Source organism: Rhodococcus olei (genome assembly GCF_039540555.1).
In the GTDB taxonomy this organism is placed as follows: Bacteria; Actinomycetota; Actinomycetes; order Mycobacteriales; family Mycobacteriaceae; genus Rhodococcus_G; species Rhodococcus_G olei.
In genome coordinates this window covers 53440-67191 of the sequence record NZ_BAABFB010000040.1, presented here as the reverse complement: position 1 = coordinate 67191, position 13752 = coordinate 53440, and the positions used below count along the sequence as shown (strand labels likewise).

Below are 13752 nucleotides of genomic sequence, written 5' to 3'. Positions count from 1 at the left end.
GTGGGTGGGCTACTGCTGCGGAGCCCCGACCGGGATGGTGTCGCCGAGGCTGCCTGCGTCCCCGCACCCGCAGTCGCCGCAGCCGCAGCCACCGGCGCCGCACTCGCCGGCGTAGCTGTCGTCGTCGGCGTCGCAGTCGAGGGTGCCGCCGAAGCGGGCCGCGAAGTCGTCGTCGAGTTCGTGGGTGAGGTCGTGCAGCTCCTCGACCAGGTTCAGCAGGTGCTGCGGCGCGAACGGGTCCGCGTCCAGGATCGTCGACGCCAGCAGGTGCTCGCCGTCGAGCACGAACCGCAGCCGCGGCCATTCGTGCGCCAGCTCGACGAGCTGGTCGGCGGCCTTGGCGCGGTCGGTGAGCCCGTCGAGCAGCGACGCCCACACGTGCAGCTGCGGGGCGTCCTCCGCGACGGTGACGAACACGCCGAAGCCGTGCACGGGGATGGCGATGTCGCCGTCCTCGTCGGTGTCGGGGGCCTCACCGAACAGCTCGGTCAGCGCCCGCACGCACAGCGTGTGCAGCTGGTCGCGGTCCTCGGTGGCGACGGCGAAGGTGCCGTCGAGCTGCAGCGGCTGGTCGTCGGTGTGGTCGTGCTCGGTCATGGTTCACCTTCCGGCGGCACCGCGGGTGGGGTGACGCGCAGTCGATCTGGCGGGTGTGCGCGTCCACCGTAGCGTGCGCCGGTGACGCGGTGGTGCCGACCGGTGAACGAGGATCGACGCCCGATGGTCGAGCGAGATCGATCAGTGTTGAGGGTGTCAGGGTGCGCTGGATCCGGTCGAGCGAATACGGCGACGGGACCCGTAGTCGCAGGTTGTCCGCGCGCAGCGCGGCCTCCCGCGCCACGAATGTCGGTGGGTGCAGGCTCTCGAGGCCGACCACCAGCTGGACGCCGGCGTCGTGACAGGCCGACATCCGCAGGCGTGATCCCGGGGGTGTTGAGGGCGGCGAAGGCGCGCGCGGTGGCCGAGCTCAGGGGCCGGCCGCGGCGAGGACCTCGGCCACCACGCCGAGGTCGGCTCGCATCGCAGCCTCACCGGTCGAGGGTAGTGCGAGTGCGCTCCCGTGCCGGTCGAGCGCAGAATTGAACACCGGAAGCAGGGGCGCGTACTCGAGGGCGAGATTTCTGCGCTTGATCGCGTCGGCGACCATGTCGAGACTGCCTCGTAGTCCAACGTCATCGGCATTGACTCCCGGCCCTCGGGCAGTGCGCCGACGGCGAGCACCTCGCCCGTCCTCAGGGTCGACAACCGGTTGGCCAGGGCGCCCCGGAACTCCCGCCACGCCGCGTCGATCGCGCGGTCGAATTCGTCTCCAACGGACATTGGCCCCTCCTACACCGCGAACGCCGAGGCGACGGTATCGCGGGGCACCGACACGGTTCGCCGTGATCGTGAACAGATGCGTTCAACTCGTGCTGGGACTGTCGCCGCACCCAACCTGATGAAGCGGACGGTGGTTGGCAGCCCCGCAACGGTGGTGTCATCCGATTGGCAGACAGTGATTGATGGTGTTGGTTGTGTCGGTAACCTCAGCGAATAGCGTGGTGGATCAGCGCTGTGGCCGTCCCGCAGGGCGAGATGAAGGGAGACAACGGTGGTGGCCAACGGGCTCGCGGACTTCGTCAACCCCACCGATGCGGAACTCGATGACGCGTGGCGTTCTGTTGCCGCTCGGGTCGATCCGGGATCCGGGCGGCAGGTCAACTTCATCCCGGCCGAAGTCGTGACGTGCCTGTGTGCCATGCGCGTTGTCGACCACAGTCGTTTCGGAAGCAGCTCCGCGCTGCGAGCGCCCTTCCCCATCCCCGAGCTTGCCCGCCTGTTCAAAAGGCCGAACACCAGCGTTCTCGCCAAGATGGCCAACCTCGACGGAAGTCGGCCGAACGGAGGCCGGTACGACCGCGAGGTGTACGACGTCCTGACCGCAGATCCGAGCGCCCTCGACTCTCTCTATTGGCGCATCCTCAGTGCCGCGCGGCGGCAGGGCGTCGGTCCCGACCTGCTGCCGGACTTCCTCGGGCTCATCGACACCGTCGATTCGGCCGCGGCTGTCGACGGTTCCGCCGGAACCGGTGCGACGGCCATACTCGGTTCCGTCCGGTGGTTCACGGGACTCGACGGCGAGGTCATCGTCGACGACACGCACGTGTGGATTACCCGGGAACGGGTCTCCGACTATCCATTCCCTACCAACCCCCGTCGCGCACCCCGCTCAGCAGTCCGAGCCTGCGTGATATTGCCCGCCGGCCGAGCCGACGCGGACGGATTGGTGCACATTCTGGTCGAGGGTGCCGACGCACTCCCGGAGAACAGCACGAGTCATCCGGACGCGGTGGTGTTCGGGTATCACCAGCGCCGCGAGTTCGAGTTGCTCGTGAACCTGCTGATTCCGAGCGGGACACTCCATCCCGATAACGAGTGCTCGGAGGTCCCGGGCGATTCGGCGCCCGCTCGTCAGCCGTTGGTGAGCGCCGTTGCGCTGGACCTCGATTCCGCTGTCCAGCCCCAACCATCTGGGTTCGCCAACGATGGTGTCGCCAGCCGCGGTCTTGAATGGTTCATTGAGGAAGTTCGCTCGCGTGGTGGCGACGCAGCACGCGTACCCGACACCCCCAGGACAGCAGTGCGGATCTCTGTTCCAGGTCGCAACCCGGTCGTAGTGCGGATCAAGAGCCGGACTGGTACGACCTGGACAGCGTCAAGTTCAGACCAGGACCCACGCGTCGACGACACGGGTGCCGCGTACTGGGTATTCGTCGACTTGAACGACCGCCCGCGGCGGATCTACGTCCTCCCGAATGACAATGTGAGGGAGGCGATTCGTGAGGTTGTGTCTCTCCAGGGTGCGCGATCTCCCCGAGGACGTAAAGCTCGCAAGGTCAGTGTCAACATCGAGATGGTGCGGGTTGGTCGTGACCGTTGGGACCTGCTCGGCCTGCCGCGGTAGTTCGTCCGTTTCGGGGGTAGGCCAGGACGAATCGCACAGAGTCCTTACGCTGTACGTCAACGTCGCGCAGCTAACCGGAAGTTGAGAGGGATAACGCCGTGAACAGGGAGGACGATCCCCACCTCAAGGACCGGGTTCAGAGGTTGATGCGGTTCCTGCGCGAGCTGGTGAAGTCGCGCAGCAAACCTGTTCTGGACCACCGGCGTCACGAGGACGTGGTTTGGCTGGACGGGGACGCCGTCGAGGTGGCGCTCGTCCGAGACGCGGCGGCCGGTGGCGTGGTGCTCCGCTCACGTCGTGTGATGCTCACCGACCCGCCGGCGCTGCCCGCCCACCTGCACGGCCGGGTCCTTGGGGACATCACCGACTCGGCAGCGACACCGAGGCTCGACCCCCAGGTCGCCGGCATCGGCACCGCCTTCGACGACTGGCTCGCGGACTGGCAGGCGTGGGCGGCGACCGACCGGGAACGGCGACCGGTGTGGCAGCTGAACACCTCGCTGCAACGAGCGATGCAGGAACTCGGCGCCCGCCCCGAATCCGTCGAACTCGTGCTCGCCTCGGGCCTGCTCACCCTGCCGTCGACCGACGTCGGCGAGCCCGTGCGCACGCACATCCTCACGCAGCCCGCCACGATCGAACGGGACGAGGCGTCCGGGGATCTGCTGGTCCGGTTGGCGTCCGAGACTGCGCCTCGCCTCGAGGACACACAACTGCTCACGGGTCTGTCGATGTTCGACCCAACCGGGTCACGGGCGCTGCAGGATGGGCTGCAAGACCTGTCGTCGCCGATCGACATGGCGATCCCGGTGTTTCTGAAGGCGTGGGCCGGGCGGTCGCTGACCGTGCCCGTTCAGGTGGAAGGCGAGTCCGATGCCGCGGACTCGGACCGGACGCTGGTCGCCGCGCCGGCGCTGGTGCTCCGCAAGCGAGGCGCGTTCGCCCTCGTCGAGTACTACGACCGGATGATCACCGAGGCCGAACGCGACGACGTCCCGGTTCCGCTCGGGTTGGCGCAGCTGGTCGAGGCCATCGAGCCGGACGACCGGGTGGACTGGCTCGACCGTGCCGGCTCGGCCCCCTCCGCGGCGCTCGCCGAGGATCCGTTGTTCCCCTTGCCGGCGAACCCCGAGCAGCGGGAGATCATCGCGCGTCTCGCCCGGGACAGCGGCGTGGTCGTCGAGGGCCCTCCCGGTACCGGCAAGACGCACACCATCGCAAACCTGGTGTCCGCGTTGCTCGCCCAGGGCCAGCGGGTTCTGGTCACCAGCGAGAAGGCGCAGGCGCTGCGGGTGCTGCGCGACAAACTGCCGCCCGAGATGCAGGAGTTGTGCGTCGCGATCACCGACGTCGGACGCGGCGGGTCGGCCGAACTGAACCGCAGTGTCGCGGAGATCGCCACCCGCAAGTCGTCGTACAACGCCGCCACGACCACGGCCCGCATCGACGACCTCGCCGCTCGGCGGACCGAGGCACTGAGCCGCCGCAGCAGCATCACCGAACGCATTCGATCGCTCCGTGAGTCCGAGACATTCGTCCACCCCGAGGTCGCGTCCGGGTACGCCGGGACCGCGGCGTCGATCGTCCGGCACGTCACCCGCCGCGCCGACCGCTACGACTGGCTGCCCGGGCCGCTGCACTCGGCCGAGCCGGGCATCGGTGGCGCACAGCTGCAGTCGGTGCTGGAGCTGACCGCGCGATCGACACCCGAGCGGGTGCAGCGACTGCAGCAGGCGCTGCCGCGCGTCGACGGCGTGCTGCCGTCCCCGGGCGAGCTGCACCAGTTGTGCGCGCGGGCGGGTGCCGCACCGCGTGAGGTCCGCCCCGAGGCGGCGTGGCTCATGGCGGCGCTCGCCGGGGCGACGCCGCACGTCCTGACCGACATCCGACTGCGGTGTGAACGGCTGCACGGCGTGGTCGTCGACGTCCGACGTCAGCCCCCGGCCGTCCAGGCGGCGGCGGACGCGGTGCTGTCCGGCGCCGCGGGGCATCTGTGGTCGAAGACCGCGGACCTTCCCGGGCTTCTGCAGCTCGCCGCCCAATCCGACAGCTTCGTCGGACCACGAATGGTGGACGTCCCGGCCACCGGGCGGCACGCACTCGACGTGTACGGCGCGATGGCATCGGCGATGCACGGCGGCCTCGAATGGCGCGGCCGGTTCCGCAAGAGCGACCAGCAGAAGGCGGTGGAGGCGCTCGGCCCCGTCGCCACCGTCGACGGCCAGCCGGCGACCACCGCGGAAACGATGCGAGTCGTCGCGGAGCACCTGCGCGCCCTCGACTGCGTGCAGCGGGCGGCGGCCGTCCTCGCCGACTTGAGGATTCCCCTGGACACCGCCGGATCGCGCGGGGCGCAGGTCAACGCGCTCGGCATCGTCGAGCACTCGATCCGGGTCGTGAACGCGCTTGTCGAGCAGTCGAACTCAATCACCGACGCGCTGCGGTCGATTCACCCGATGGTGCGTCACGCACGGAGCGTGGCCGAGGCGGACGCGCTCGCCGACGCGGCGGCCGCGATCGCGGCCAGATCCGACACTGACGCGGCCCGCGCGGCGCTGCAGTCACTGGCGGAGTCGGTGGCGGCGTGCTTCTCGTCGGCGCCGTCCCCGGAGAGTGCCGCGCTGGTCGACTCGATCGGTGCCGGCGACTACGCCGGTATCGAGTCCGCGCTGTCCGCGCTCGACGACGCCCGCACCACCCAGACCGAGGAGGAGCTGCTGGCGAGCCTGCGCCGACAGCTCGAGGACTCCGCTCCCGGGCTCGCCGCGCTCGTCGCCGAGAATCCCTCCGACGAGCGATGGTTCACCCGGGTCTCCGAGCTGGACGAGGCGTGGGCGTGGCGCCGCGCGCAAAACTGGGTGCAGGCACATCACGAGGAGGGTCTCGACCGCCGCCTCGAGGCCGACCTCGAGACCGTCGAGGCCGACATCGCCCGCCTGACGGCGCAACTCGCCGCCGAACGGGCGTGGCGCGGCTGCCTGGAGCGGATGACGGCCGAGCAGGTGCAGGCGCTGCAGGCGTATCGCGGGCAGGTCGCGAACATCGGCAAGGGCACCGGCAAGTACGCCGAGCAGTACCGGTCGGCGGCGCGGTCGGCGATGCAGGTGGCGCAGGGCGCGGTTCCGGCGTGGGTGATGCCGCTGCAGCAGGTGCTCGCCTCCATTCCGGCCGAGCCCGGCGCGTTCGACGTGGTCATCGTCGACGAGGCCAGCCAGGCCGACATCGCCAGCCTCTTCCTGCTGTGGCTCGCGCCGCGGGTGATCGTCGTCGGCGACGACAAGCAGTGCGCGCCGAGCGAGGTCGCGTCGGGCGCGCTCGACGCGGTGTTCCAGCGGCTCGACACCTACCTGCCGGACATGCCGGAATACCTGCGCGCCAGCCTGACTCCGCGTGACAGCCTGTTCTCGATGCTGCGCACCCGGTTCGGTCAGGTGGTGCGGCTGCGGGAGCACTTCCGGTGCATGCCGGAGATCATCACGTGGTCGAGCAACCAGTTCTATCGGGATGCGCCGCTGGTTCCGTTGCGGCAGTTCGGTTCCGATCGCCTGAAGCCGCTGCGCACGTCGTATATCGAGGGCGGCGTGGTCACCGGGCGGGACGCGAAGCTGTCCAACCGCCCGGAAGCACTCGCGATCGCGGACGCGATCGAAGCCTGCATGGACGATCCCGCATACGACGGGAAGACATTCGGTGTCGTGGTCCTGCAGGGGCAGGCGCAGGTCGACGTGATCCGGAACGAGCTCCTGGACCGGCTCGACGGAAAGCAGTGGGACGAGCGCCGGCTGCGTATCGGTACCCCGCCGGACTTCCAGGGCGACGAACGGCACGTCGTGTTCCTGTCCATGGTGATCGCGCCCGGTCAGCGGGTCGCCGCCCGCACCGACAACAAGGCGCAGCGGGCGTTCAACGTCGCCGCGTCACGGGCGCAGGACCAGCTGTGGCTGTTCCACTCCGTGACCCCGGACTCGCTGCGGGACACCGATCTTCGGCACTCGCTGCTGACCTACATGCAGTCGACGTCGCCGGCCCCGGCCGACCCGATGCCGGTCGGCGTCACCCGCGACGACCGGCACACGGCGTTCGACAGCCTCTTCGAGCAGCGCGTCTTCCTGGACATCACCGACCGCGGCTACCACGTCAACCCGCAGGTCGAGGTGAACAGCCGCCGCATCGACCTCGTCGTCACCGGTGCCGCGGGTCGGCTCGCGGTCGAGTGCGACGGCGACGCTTTCCACACCACCCCGGAGCAGCGGGCCCGGGACCTCGAACGTGAGCGGGAACTCAAGCGGTGCGGGTGGGAGTTCTGGCGGATCCGCGAATCCGCCTACTACCTCGACCCGTTCGGCGCGCTGAGCGGGCTGTGGGCGGAGCTGGACCGGCGGGGCATCGCTCCGGCAATCCTCGACGAGTCCGGCCCAGGAGACGGCGTCTCATGGACACCGGTGTCGCTGGTCGACAACGAGTCCTACACCGACGAGTCCGATCACGCGGAATCCGCCGAACCTGCGGTGATTGCCGGGGAACCCGTGGCGGCCGTGGGTCCGGTGAGCGAGGCTTCAGCCACCCCCGAACCCGAGGACGAGAAAGCTGGCGGGGTCCTCCTCGGTGGAGGGATGGCGGTTCGGGATGGCGGCACCGATGTCGAGGTTTGGGACGACGGTGCGCTCGGCGGCGTCACGATGGCTCCGGAGCGGCTCCCCGCGACTGCTCCCGATCTGGCCGGGGAGGCACTGGCAAGTGAGGGGCCCACCGAGCTTCTCGATTCGTCGCGTACCGACGTGGGCTCGACGTGGCCGAATGTTCTGGCGGCCGGCGAACCCGTGGCACTGTTCGACGAGCCCGGTGCTGCCGCACAGTTGTCGTTGGTCGAGGCGGTGCCAGTCGACACCCCCGTACTGCCCGCCGATTCCGTCGGCGATGACAGGCCCACGACGGCGGCCACCGGCATGGCCGGGTCGGCCTGGGAGGTTGTCAATCCCGAACAGGTGCCGGTGCCCCCAGTCGGGGCGGGAACCTCGGGAGAGGAACCCGGGGATCCGCCCACGTCGCGTGTCCTGACCGCCGACGCGGCGGATGTGACCGAAGCCGCGGGCACATGCGAGGCCGGGCCGGGCCCGGCGTGGGAGATCATGCCGCGCAGCGCAATCCCGCGCAGCGACGAGGATCTCGTGTCACGGGTACTGGAGGCGGCCGCGGACGGCTCGGTGACGACCAGTGGCTTGGCCGATGCCTGGGGTGTCGACCGCGGCGCCGTGCGCACCGCGATCAAGGGCCTCATCGACGACGGACTGATGGTTCAGGTCGGCACCAAGCGGGGTACTCGGTACGAGCTGGTCGCCTCCGTTCCCGCATGGCCGGACGACTCCGGTACCGGAAGGGTGCCAGTGGTCACTGACGATGACGACAGGGGTGACGCCCGGGCGAGAAGGTCGGCGGAGGATCGTCCGGTCATCGCACCCCGACTGATGCAGCAGATGGTCATGTCCGAGGCCAAGCGTGGGCCGGTCACCCTCGACGAGCTCGAACGGCGCCTCCCGGTCGACATCGAGCAGGTCCGCGAGGCCGTGGAAATCCTGAGCGAGACCGGTGCCCTGGTGCGGATAGGAGGGCGGTTCCACCTCCCGCAGGACGTGCCCGCACCGACAGCTCGGCAGACGCAGACGGAGTCGGATCCGGTATCGCAGGAGCCCGCTCGCGGCTCGGTCGAGTGGAAGGTGCTGGAGCGCTTGCAGCGTGGTCCGGCGACCTTCGACGTGCTGTGGCGGGCACTCGGCAGCGACACCCTCAAGTTCGGGCCCCGGTTGGACCAACTGGTCGCCGACGGACTCGTCGTGCGCGCAGACGGCAAGTACGCACTGCCTGGAGCCGCGGCGACGCCGAGCCGGCCCGTCGATGACGAGGGGCGGGCAACCTCGGAGACGTCGGGTCTCCCGGCGGCGCAGCGGGAGACAGCGAAGAAGCTGCTGTTCGCCGCGTCATGGGGTGCTCCCGTCACCCTCGCGCGCGCCGCGCAGATCACCCGGCTCCCGGAATCCGAGTGCACGTCGATTCTCGACGAGCTCGAGCGGGAGCGGGTGCTGCGCAAGGAGATCGGCGCAGGGACCGTCACATGGGTGCGGCGGTGACCACTGGCGGCTTCGAACTGCGAGCATGGCAACGGGACGCGTTCGAGAGCTGGATCGCCGTCGGCCGGCGCGGTGTGGTGGAGGCCGTCACCGGGACCGGTAAGACCGCCGTCGGCATCACCGCGGCAGCCGACGCGGTCGCGCGGGGACGGACCGTCCTCGTGGTGGTACCCGGGGTGGTGTTGCTCGAACAGTGGTATCTGGCTCTCAGGACGGCGGTACCGCACGCACGGGTCGGCCGTCGCGGCGCCGGCACCACCGACACCTTCGCGGGCGTCGACATCCTCGTCAGCACTGTGCAGTCCGCGATCGGGCGGGGCGCGCCGATGCCCGACGGGCCCGCGCTGCTCGTCGCCGACGAGGTGCATCGCTACGGCGCGTCGTCGTTCTCGCGGTTGCTCACCGGCGACTTCGACGAACGGCTCGGGCTGACCGCGACATTCGAACGCAACGACAACGGGGTGCACGAGCACCTGCTGCCGTACTTCGAGACGCTCATTCCCGGCTGCGACTACCCGCGCGGGCACGCGGACGGGATCCTCGCGCCGGTGCGGGTGATGCTGGTGTCGGTGCCGTTCACCCCGGAGGAGCAGGCCGAGTACAACGACCTGGACGAGACCGTAACCAAGGAACGACTCGCACTGACCCGCAAGCACGGGTGCCGCGAGGAGCCGTTCGGCGAATTCATGCGTGACGTGATGATGCTCAGTGAGGGCGGCGGCGACCGAGCCACGTGGTCGGCGCGCCGCTATCTGAAGGCGTTCTCGCGGCGTCGCGCGGTCCTCGCCGAGAGCCAAGGCAAGCTCGACACACTCCGGAAGATTGGCGGCGTCCTCGCCACCGGCGGCCGCAGCATCGTGTTCTCCGAGACCAAGGAGTCGGCCAGGATGGCGGCCGAGGCGCTGCTCGAGCAGGGGGTCATCGCGGCTCCCTACACGAGCGACCTGTCCACCGGCGACCGCGCTCAACTCCTGGACCTGTTCAAGCAGGGCACCATGACCACGCTCGCGGCACCGCGGGTACTGGACGAGGGTGTCGACGTTCCCGAGGCCGACGTGGGAATCATCCTGGCCAGCAGTCGGACCCGCAGGCAGATGATTCAGCGGATGGGCCGGATCATTCGTCCCAAGGGGGACGGGCGGCACGGGTCGTTCCTGGTGCTCTACATCGGCGACAGCAGCGAGGACCCGGACCGCGGCGCGCACGGCACGTTCCTCGAGCAGCTCACCGAGATCGCGTCGGACCTCGTCACCGTCGACGCCGACGAGGCACCAGGCCTGCTCGCAGACTGGCTTTCGCGGGCATCACGGGCCGACGAGCGGGCGCCGGTGCTCGAACCCCCGGCTCCGATTGTCGAGAGGGCGGCTCCGCGTACCGGGAGTACTACTCGCGCACTGTTGACCGTGGCCGCGGCCCATGACGACATCGCGGTCACCGACCTGCTGCTGTCGTGCCTGGCGGTGCTCGACCCGGACGAGGTTCGGGTCGTGCTCCATCTCTTCGGGATCGGAGGCGGCAGCCCCGTTTCGATCCCGCGGACGGCCGAGATGCTGCGCGTCAGCGAAGCGGAGGTCCGGGCGCGCGAAGCGACCGCGCTGGCACGCCTCGAATCCGCTGACGTTGCGGCGGTCCTGTCGGACTTGTCTGCCATTGTGATGCCCGCAGTCGAAAGCGAAAGAACAGGGGGATTTGCGTGACCCACGTCGTGGCGACCATCAACCTCAAGGGTGGGGTGGGGAAGACAACGACCACCGCGGCGCTCGCCGAGACGCTGTCGGGGGAGTTCGGGCAGCGTGTGCTGCTCATCGACCTGGACCCGCAGACGAACCTGACGATCATGATGATCGGCGAGCAGCGGTGGGGTGAGCTCGACGCGGCCGGCCGGACACTCGCGGCGCTGTTCGAGGATGCGCTGGGCGACCGTCCCGGGCCAGTGGACGTGTCGACGCTGATCCAGCGGCAGGTGTCGCCGCTGTCGTCCGTCACATCGGTGGATCTGCTGCCGTCTTCCCTGCGGTTGATCGCGCTGCAGGACCGGGTCACCGACATCACGCACGGCCACACCGAGGTGCTGACGAGGGCGTTGAAACCGGTGCTCGCCGACTACGACTACGTCCTCATCGACTGCCCACCGAACCTGGGCGCGATGACGCTCAACGGGCTGCGGCTCGCGGATGCGTACATCATCCCGACGATCCCGGACGTGATGTCCACGTACGGGATCGGCCCCGTGCAGGAGAGGATCCGGCAGTTCGCCGAGGAGTGGGGAACCAGCATCGTCGAGCTGGGGGTGGTGGTGACCAAGTATCGCAAGGCGTCCGCGGTGCACCGCACCACCGTCGACGACCTGAACCGGAACAAGCAGATCTCGATGGTGTTCCCGTCGCTGATCCCGGAGGCGAACCAGATCGCCGCGGCCGCCGAATTCGCGGACTTCGGCACGCTGCGGAAGAAGTACGGCAACGACGGCCAGTTCACCGCGCTGCGTGATCTGGCACAGGATTTCATCGCGACGACGAAGGTGCGGTTGGCATGGGTGTGAACGGGCAGGGCGGCGGGCTGAACGCGGAGACGCTGCGCCGGCGGCGGGCGGTAACCGAGGCCGAGACGTCGCTGGTCGCACTGGTCACCGCGAATCCGGCTGCGGGAGAGGCGCTGTCGCGGCTCGTGCACGCGATCGCGGCGGAGGCGGCACGGACGCCGCGGTTCGCGAAGGCGCTTGCCGACGCGCTGGGCTCGGGTCCGTCGACGGCTTCGGCCCCCGCGGCCGTTCGGGCGGCTCCGAAGCCGGCGTCGCGGTCCAAGCGGTCGAAGGGGCTCCTGGATCCGTTCGCGGTGTTCGAGGTGTCGGGGGAGGCCGGCCTGCGGGCGCGGTTGGGCACCCTCACCGTCGACCAGCTCAAGGACATCGTCGCCGAGCAGGGCATGAACCACGACGGCGCCGCGATGCGGTGGAAGACGGCGTCGCGGCTCGTGGATCGGATCGTCGAGCGGGTGCTGGCGCGGTCGTCCAAGGGCGACGTACTCCGATAGTGGCGATCGTGTTCCACCGGTACGAGGGCACTGACGGCCAGCTGATCGTGCACGACGGTCACGTGTGGGTGACGCGTGAGAACCTCCCTCCTCAAACAGTTTTCAAGTACAGCAGAGATCCACGCCGGGCGCCGCTGCAGTCAATCGATCTGCTCTGGGTGTTTCGCGGGTCGACGGCACGGCCGGGGTGCGTCCACGTGCTCGCCCGCGGCGACAGTGAACGACTCGACTGTGAGACCGGTCGGTGCGATGGCCCGGGTGGCGTTCGGTTCCCGATGGGTGCGCATGCTGTCGATGGGCTGATCGAGTCGTTCGCTAATCTCGGGATCGCTGTCCGTGATGTTCGTGCGCGCACGTCGAGGCCGCCCCGCGCCGGGATCACGGTTCAGTCCAAGGACAGTCAACGCAGCAGCGGGGGTATTGGTAGCGGGCAGGACGGTATCGGGTGGTACCTGGAACGCGCCGGACGGGTCGATCTGCTGACGGCGGAGCAGGAAGTGGATCTGGCGCAGCGCATCGAGGTGGGCCTGTACGCGAGCGAACTTCTGAGGGCAGCCGAGGACCGGGTTGCAGTGATTCCCAAACGTGAGGCCGGCGATCTGCGGTGGCTGGCTCGTGACGGCGCCCGCGCCCGAAACCACATGATCGAGGCGAATCTTCGGCTTGTCGTGCACACGGCCCGCGCGTACGAGCATCGCGGGTTGGATCTATTGGAACTGATTCAGGAGGGCAATCTCGGGCTGATCCGTGCGGTGGAGAAATTCGACTACATGCAGGGCACGAAGTTCTCGACGTACGCGACGTGGTGGATCAGGCAGTCGATCACGCGGAGCATCGCAGACCTCGCGCGGAGTGTGCGGTTGCCGGTCCACGTCGTGGAGGACGTCGACAAGCTGTGGAGGCTTCGTCGCGAGTGGTTTCTCAGGGAGGGGCGGGAGGCGCCCGACGCGGAGATGGCTGCGGCGATGGATGTCGGGGTAGACAAGATCCGGATGCTGGACGTGTCGTCGCAGCCGGTTGTCAGCCTCGACCGCATCACTGCGCTCGAATCGGACGACATGCTGGCGGCCGATGCGGTCGAGATCGTCGACCCATTCGAAGCGGCGTACCGCGGTCAACTTCGCACGCACATTGAGGAGGCCTTCGACACCCTCTCCGACAGGGAGGCGGCCGTGCTGGCGCTTCGGCACGGGTACGTCGGTGATAGTGAGGGGTCGTGGCGTGGACTGCCTGCCGGGACAATGACCGGCGAGTCGGCGACGTTGGACGAGATCGGTCGCATCTTCGGGGTCACCCGGGAGCGGATCCGGCAGATCGAGTCGAAGACGATGAAGTGGCTCCGCGAGGAAGAAGGTGCGGCCGGTGTGCTGTGGGCGCACCTTGATTTCCTCGACTGAGTGGATCGTGGCTGTCGACGAGGGTGACGGGGAGCCGCGCCGACATCGCCAAGCACTAACGGTGTGTCCGTCGCGATCTGTTCGCCATCACCACCGAGAGCGCAATTCTCGTGTGGGAGCTGCCCCCGATAGCATCCGGGTCGTTCATGCCGTTCCTCCATCGGTGACAGCGACCTGGTCTGCCTGGTCGGCGACGAGCACCGTGTACTGGATGGATAGTCCCCCACGACGATGCCGGAGTTTCAGCGCTCGC

The 13752-nt window shown here is 69.0% G+C and carries 8 protein-coding genes; 6 read left to right on the top strand and 2 right to left on the bottom strand.

The genetic code is table 11. The features are described from left to right. Positions 1-9: 9 nt before the first annotated feature. Both ABD951_RS12560 and ABD951_RS12555 read right to left on the bottom strand, forming a co-directional pair. On the bottom strand, positions 10-597 hold the full coding sequence (locus tag ABD951_RS12560; protein WP_345345221.1) for a T3SS (YopN, CesT) and YbjN peptide-binding chaperone 1: 588 nt from the start codon (positions 595-597) through the stop codon (positions 10-12). 370 nt (positions 598-967) lie between these two features. Next, the gene (locus tag ABD951_RS12555) at positions 968-1147 is read right to left on the bottom strand and encodes a hypothetical protein (RefSeq protein ID WP_345345219.1); all 180 of its coding nucleotides are present in this window, start codon (positions 1145-1147) and stop codon (positions 968-970) included. Positions 1148-1591: 444 nt separating this feature from the next. Between ABD951_RS12555 and ABD951_RS12550 the strand changes: the two genes are divergently transcribed. The 6 genes from ABD951_RS12550 (at position 1592) to ABD951_RS12525 (ending at position 13499) form a co-directional block, all read left to right on the top strand. Beyond that, complete coding sequence (locus tag ABD951_RS12550) at positions 1592-2944, top strand: hypothetical protein (RefSeq protein ID WP_345345217.1); 1353 nt, start codon at positions 1592-1594, stop codon at positions 2942-2944. A gap of 146 nt (positions 2945-3090) precedes the next feature. Further along, a complete protein-coding gene (locus tag ABD951_RS12545) occupies positions 3091-9069 on the top strand; it encodes an AAA domain-containing protein (protein WP_425569835.1) in 5979 nt (1992 codons plus the stop codon). After that, the gene (locus ABD951_RS12540; RefSeq protein ID WP_345345213.1) at positions 9054-10766 is read left to right on the top strand and encodes a DEAD/DEAH box helicase; all 1713 of its coding nucleotides are present in this window, start codon (positions 9054-9056) and stop codon (positions 10764-10766) included. The genes ABD951_RS12545 and ABD951_RS12540 overlap by 16 nt, the downstream gene beginning before the upstream one ends. Beyond that, positions 10763-11611, top strand: coding sequence for a ParA family protein (locus ABD951_RS12535; protein ID WP_345345211.1), 849 nt, complete (start codon positions 10763-10765; stop codon positions 11609-11611). Before ABD951_RS12540 ends, ABD951_RS12535 begins: the two co-directional genes overlap by 4 nt. Further along, positions 11602-12102, top strand: coding sequence for a hypothetical protein (locus ABD951_RS12530; protein ID WP_345345209.1), 501 nt, complete (start codon positions 11602-11604; stop codon positions 12100-12102). The genes ABD951_RS12535 and ABD951_RS12530 overlap by 10 nt, the downstream gene beginning before the upstream one ends. Continuing rightward, positions 12102-13499 (top strand): sigma-70 family RNA polymerase sigma factor, encoded by a 1398-nt coding sequence (locus tag ABD951_RS12525; protein ID WP_345345207.1) that lies wholly within the window; start codon positions 12102-12104, stop codon positions 13497-13499. The genes ABD951_RS12530 and ABD951_RS12525 overlap by 1 nt, the downstream gene beginning before the upstream one ends. Positions 13500-13752: the final 253 nt, after the last annotated feature.

What these genes read in the sequence shown, in the direction of transcription:
- ABD951_RS12530 (WP_345345209.1), top strand. Translation starts at nt 11,602, where the DNA reads ATGGGTGTGAACGGGCAGGGCGGCGGGCTGAACGCGGAGACGCTGCGC.
- ABD951_RS12545 (WP_425569835.1), top strand. Translation starts at nt 3,091, where the DNA reads ATGCGGTTCCTGCGCGAGCTGGTGAAGTCGCGCAGCAAACCTGTTCTG.
- ABD951_RS12555 (WP_345345219.1), bottom strand. Translation starts at nt 1,147, where the DNA reads ATGGTCGCCGACGCGATCAAGCGCAGAAATCTCGCCCTCGAGTACGCG.
- ABD951_RS12540 (WP_345345213.1), top strand. Translation starts at nt 9,054, where the DNA reads ATGGGTGCGGCGGTGACCACTGGCGGCTTCGAACTGCGAGCATGGCAA.
- ABD951_RS12560 (WP_345345221.1), bottom strand. Translation starts at nt 597, where the DNA reads ATGACCGAGCACGACCACACCGACGACCAGCCGCTGCAGCTCGACGGC.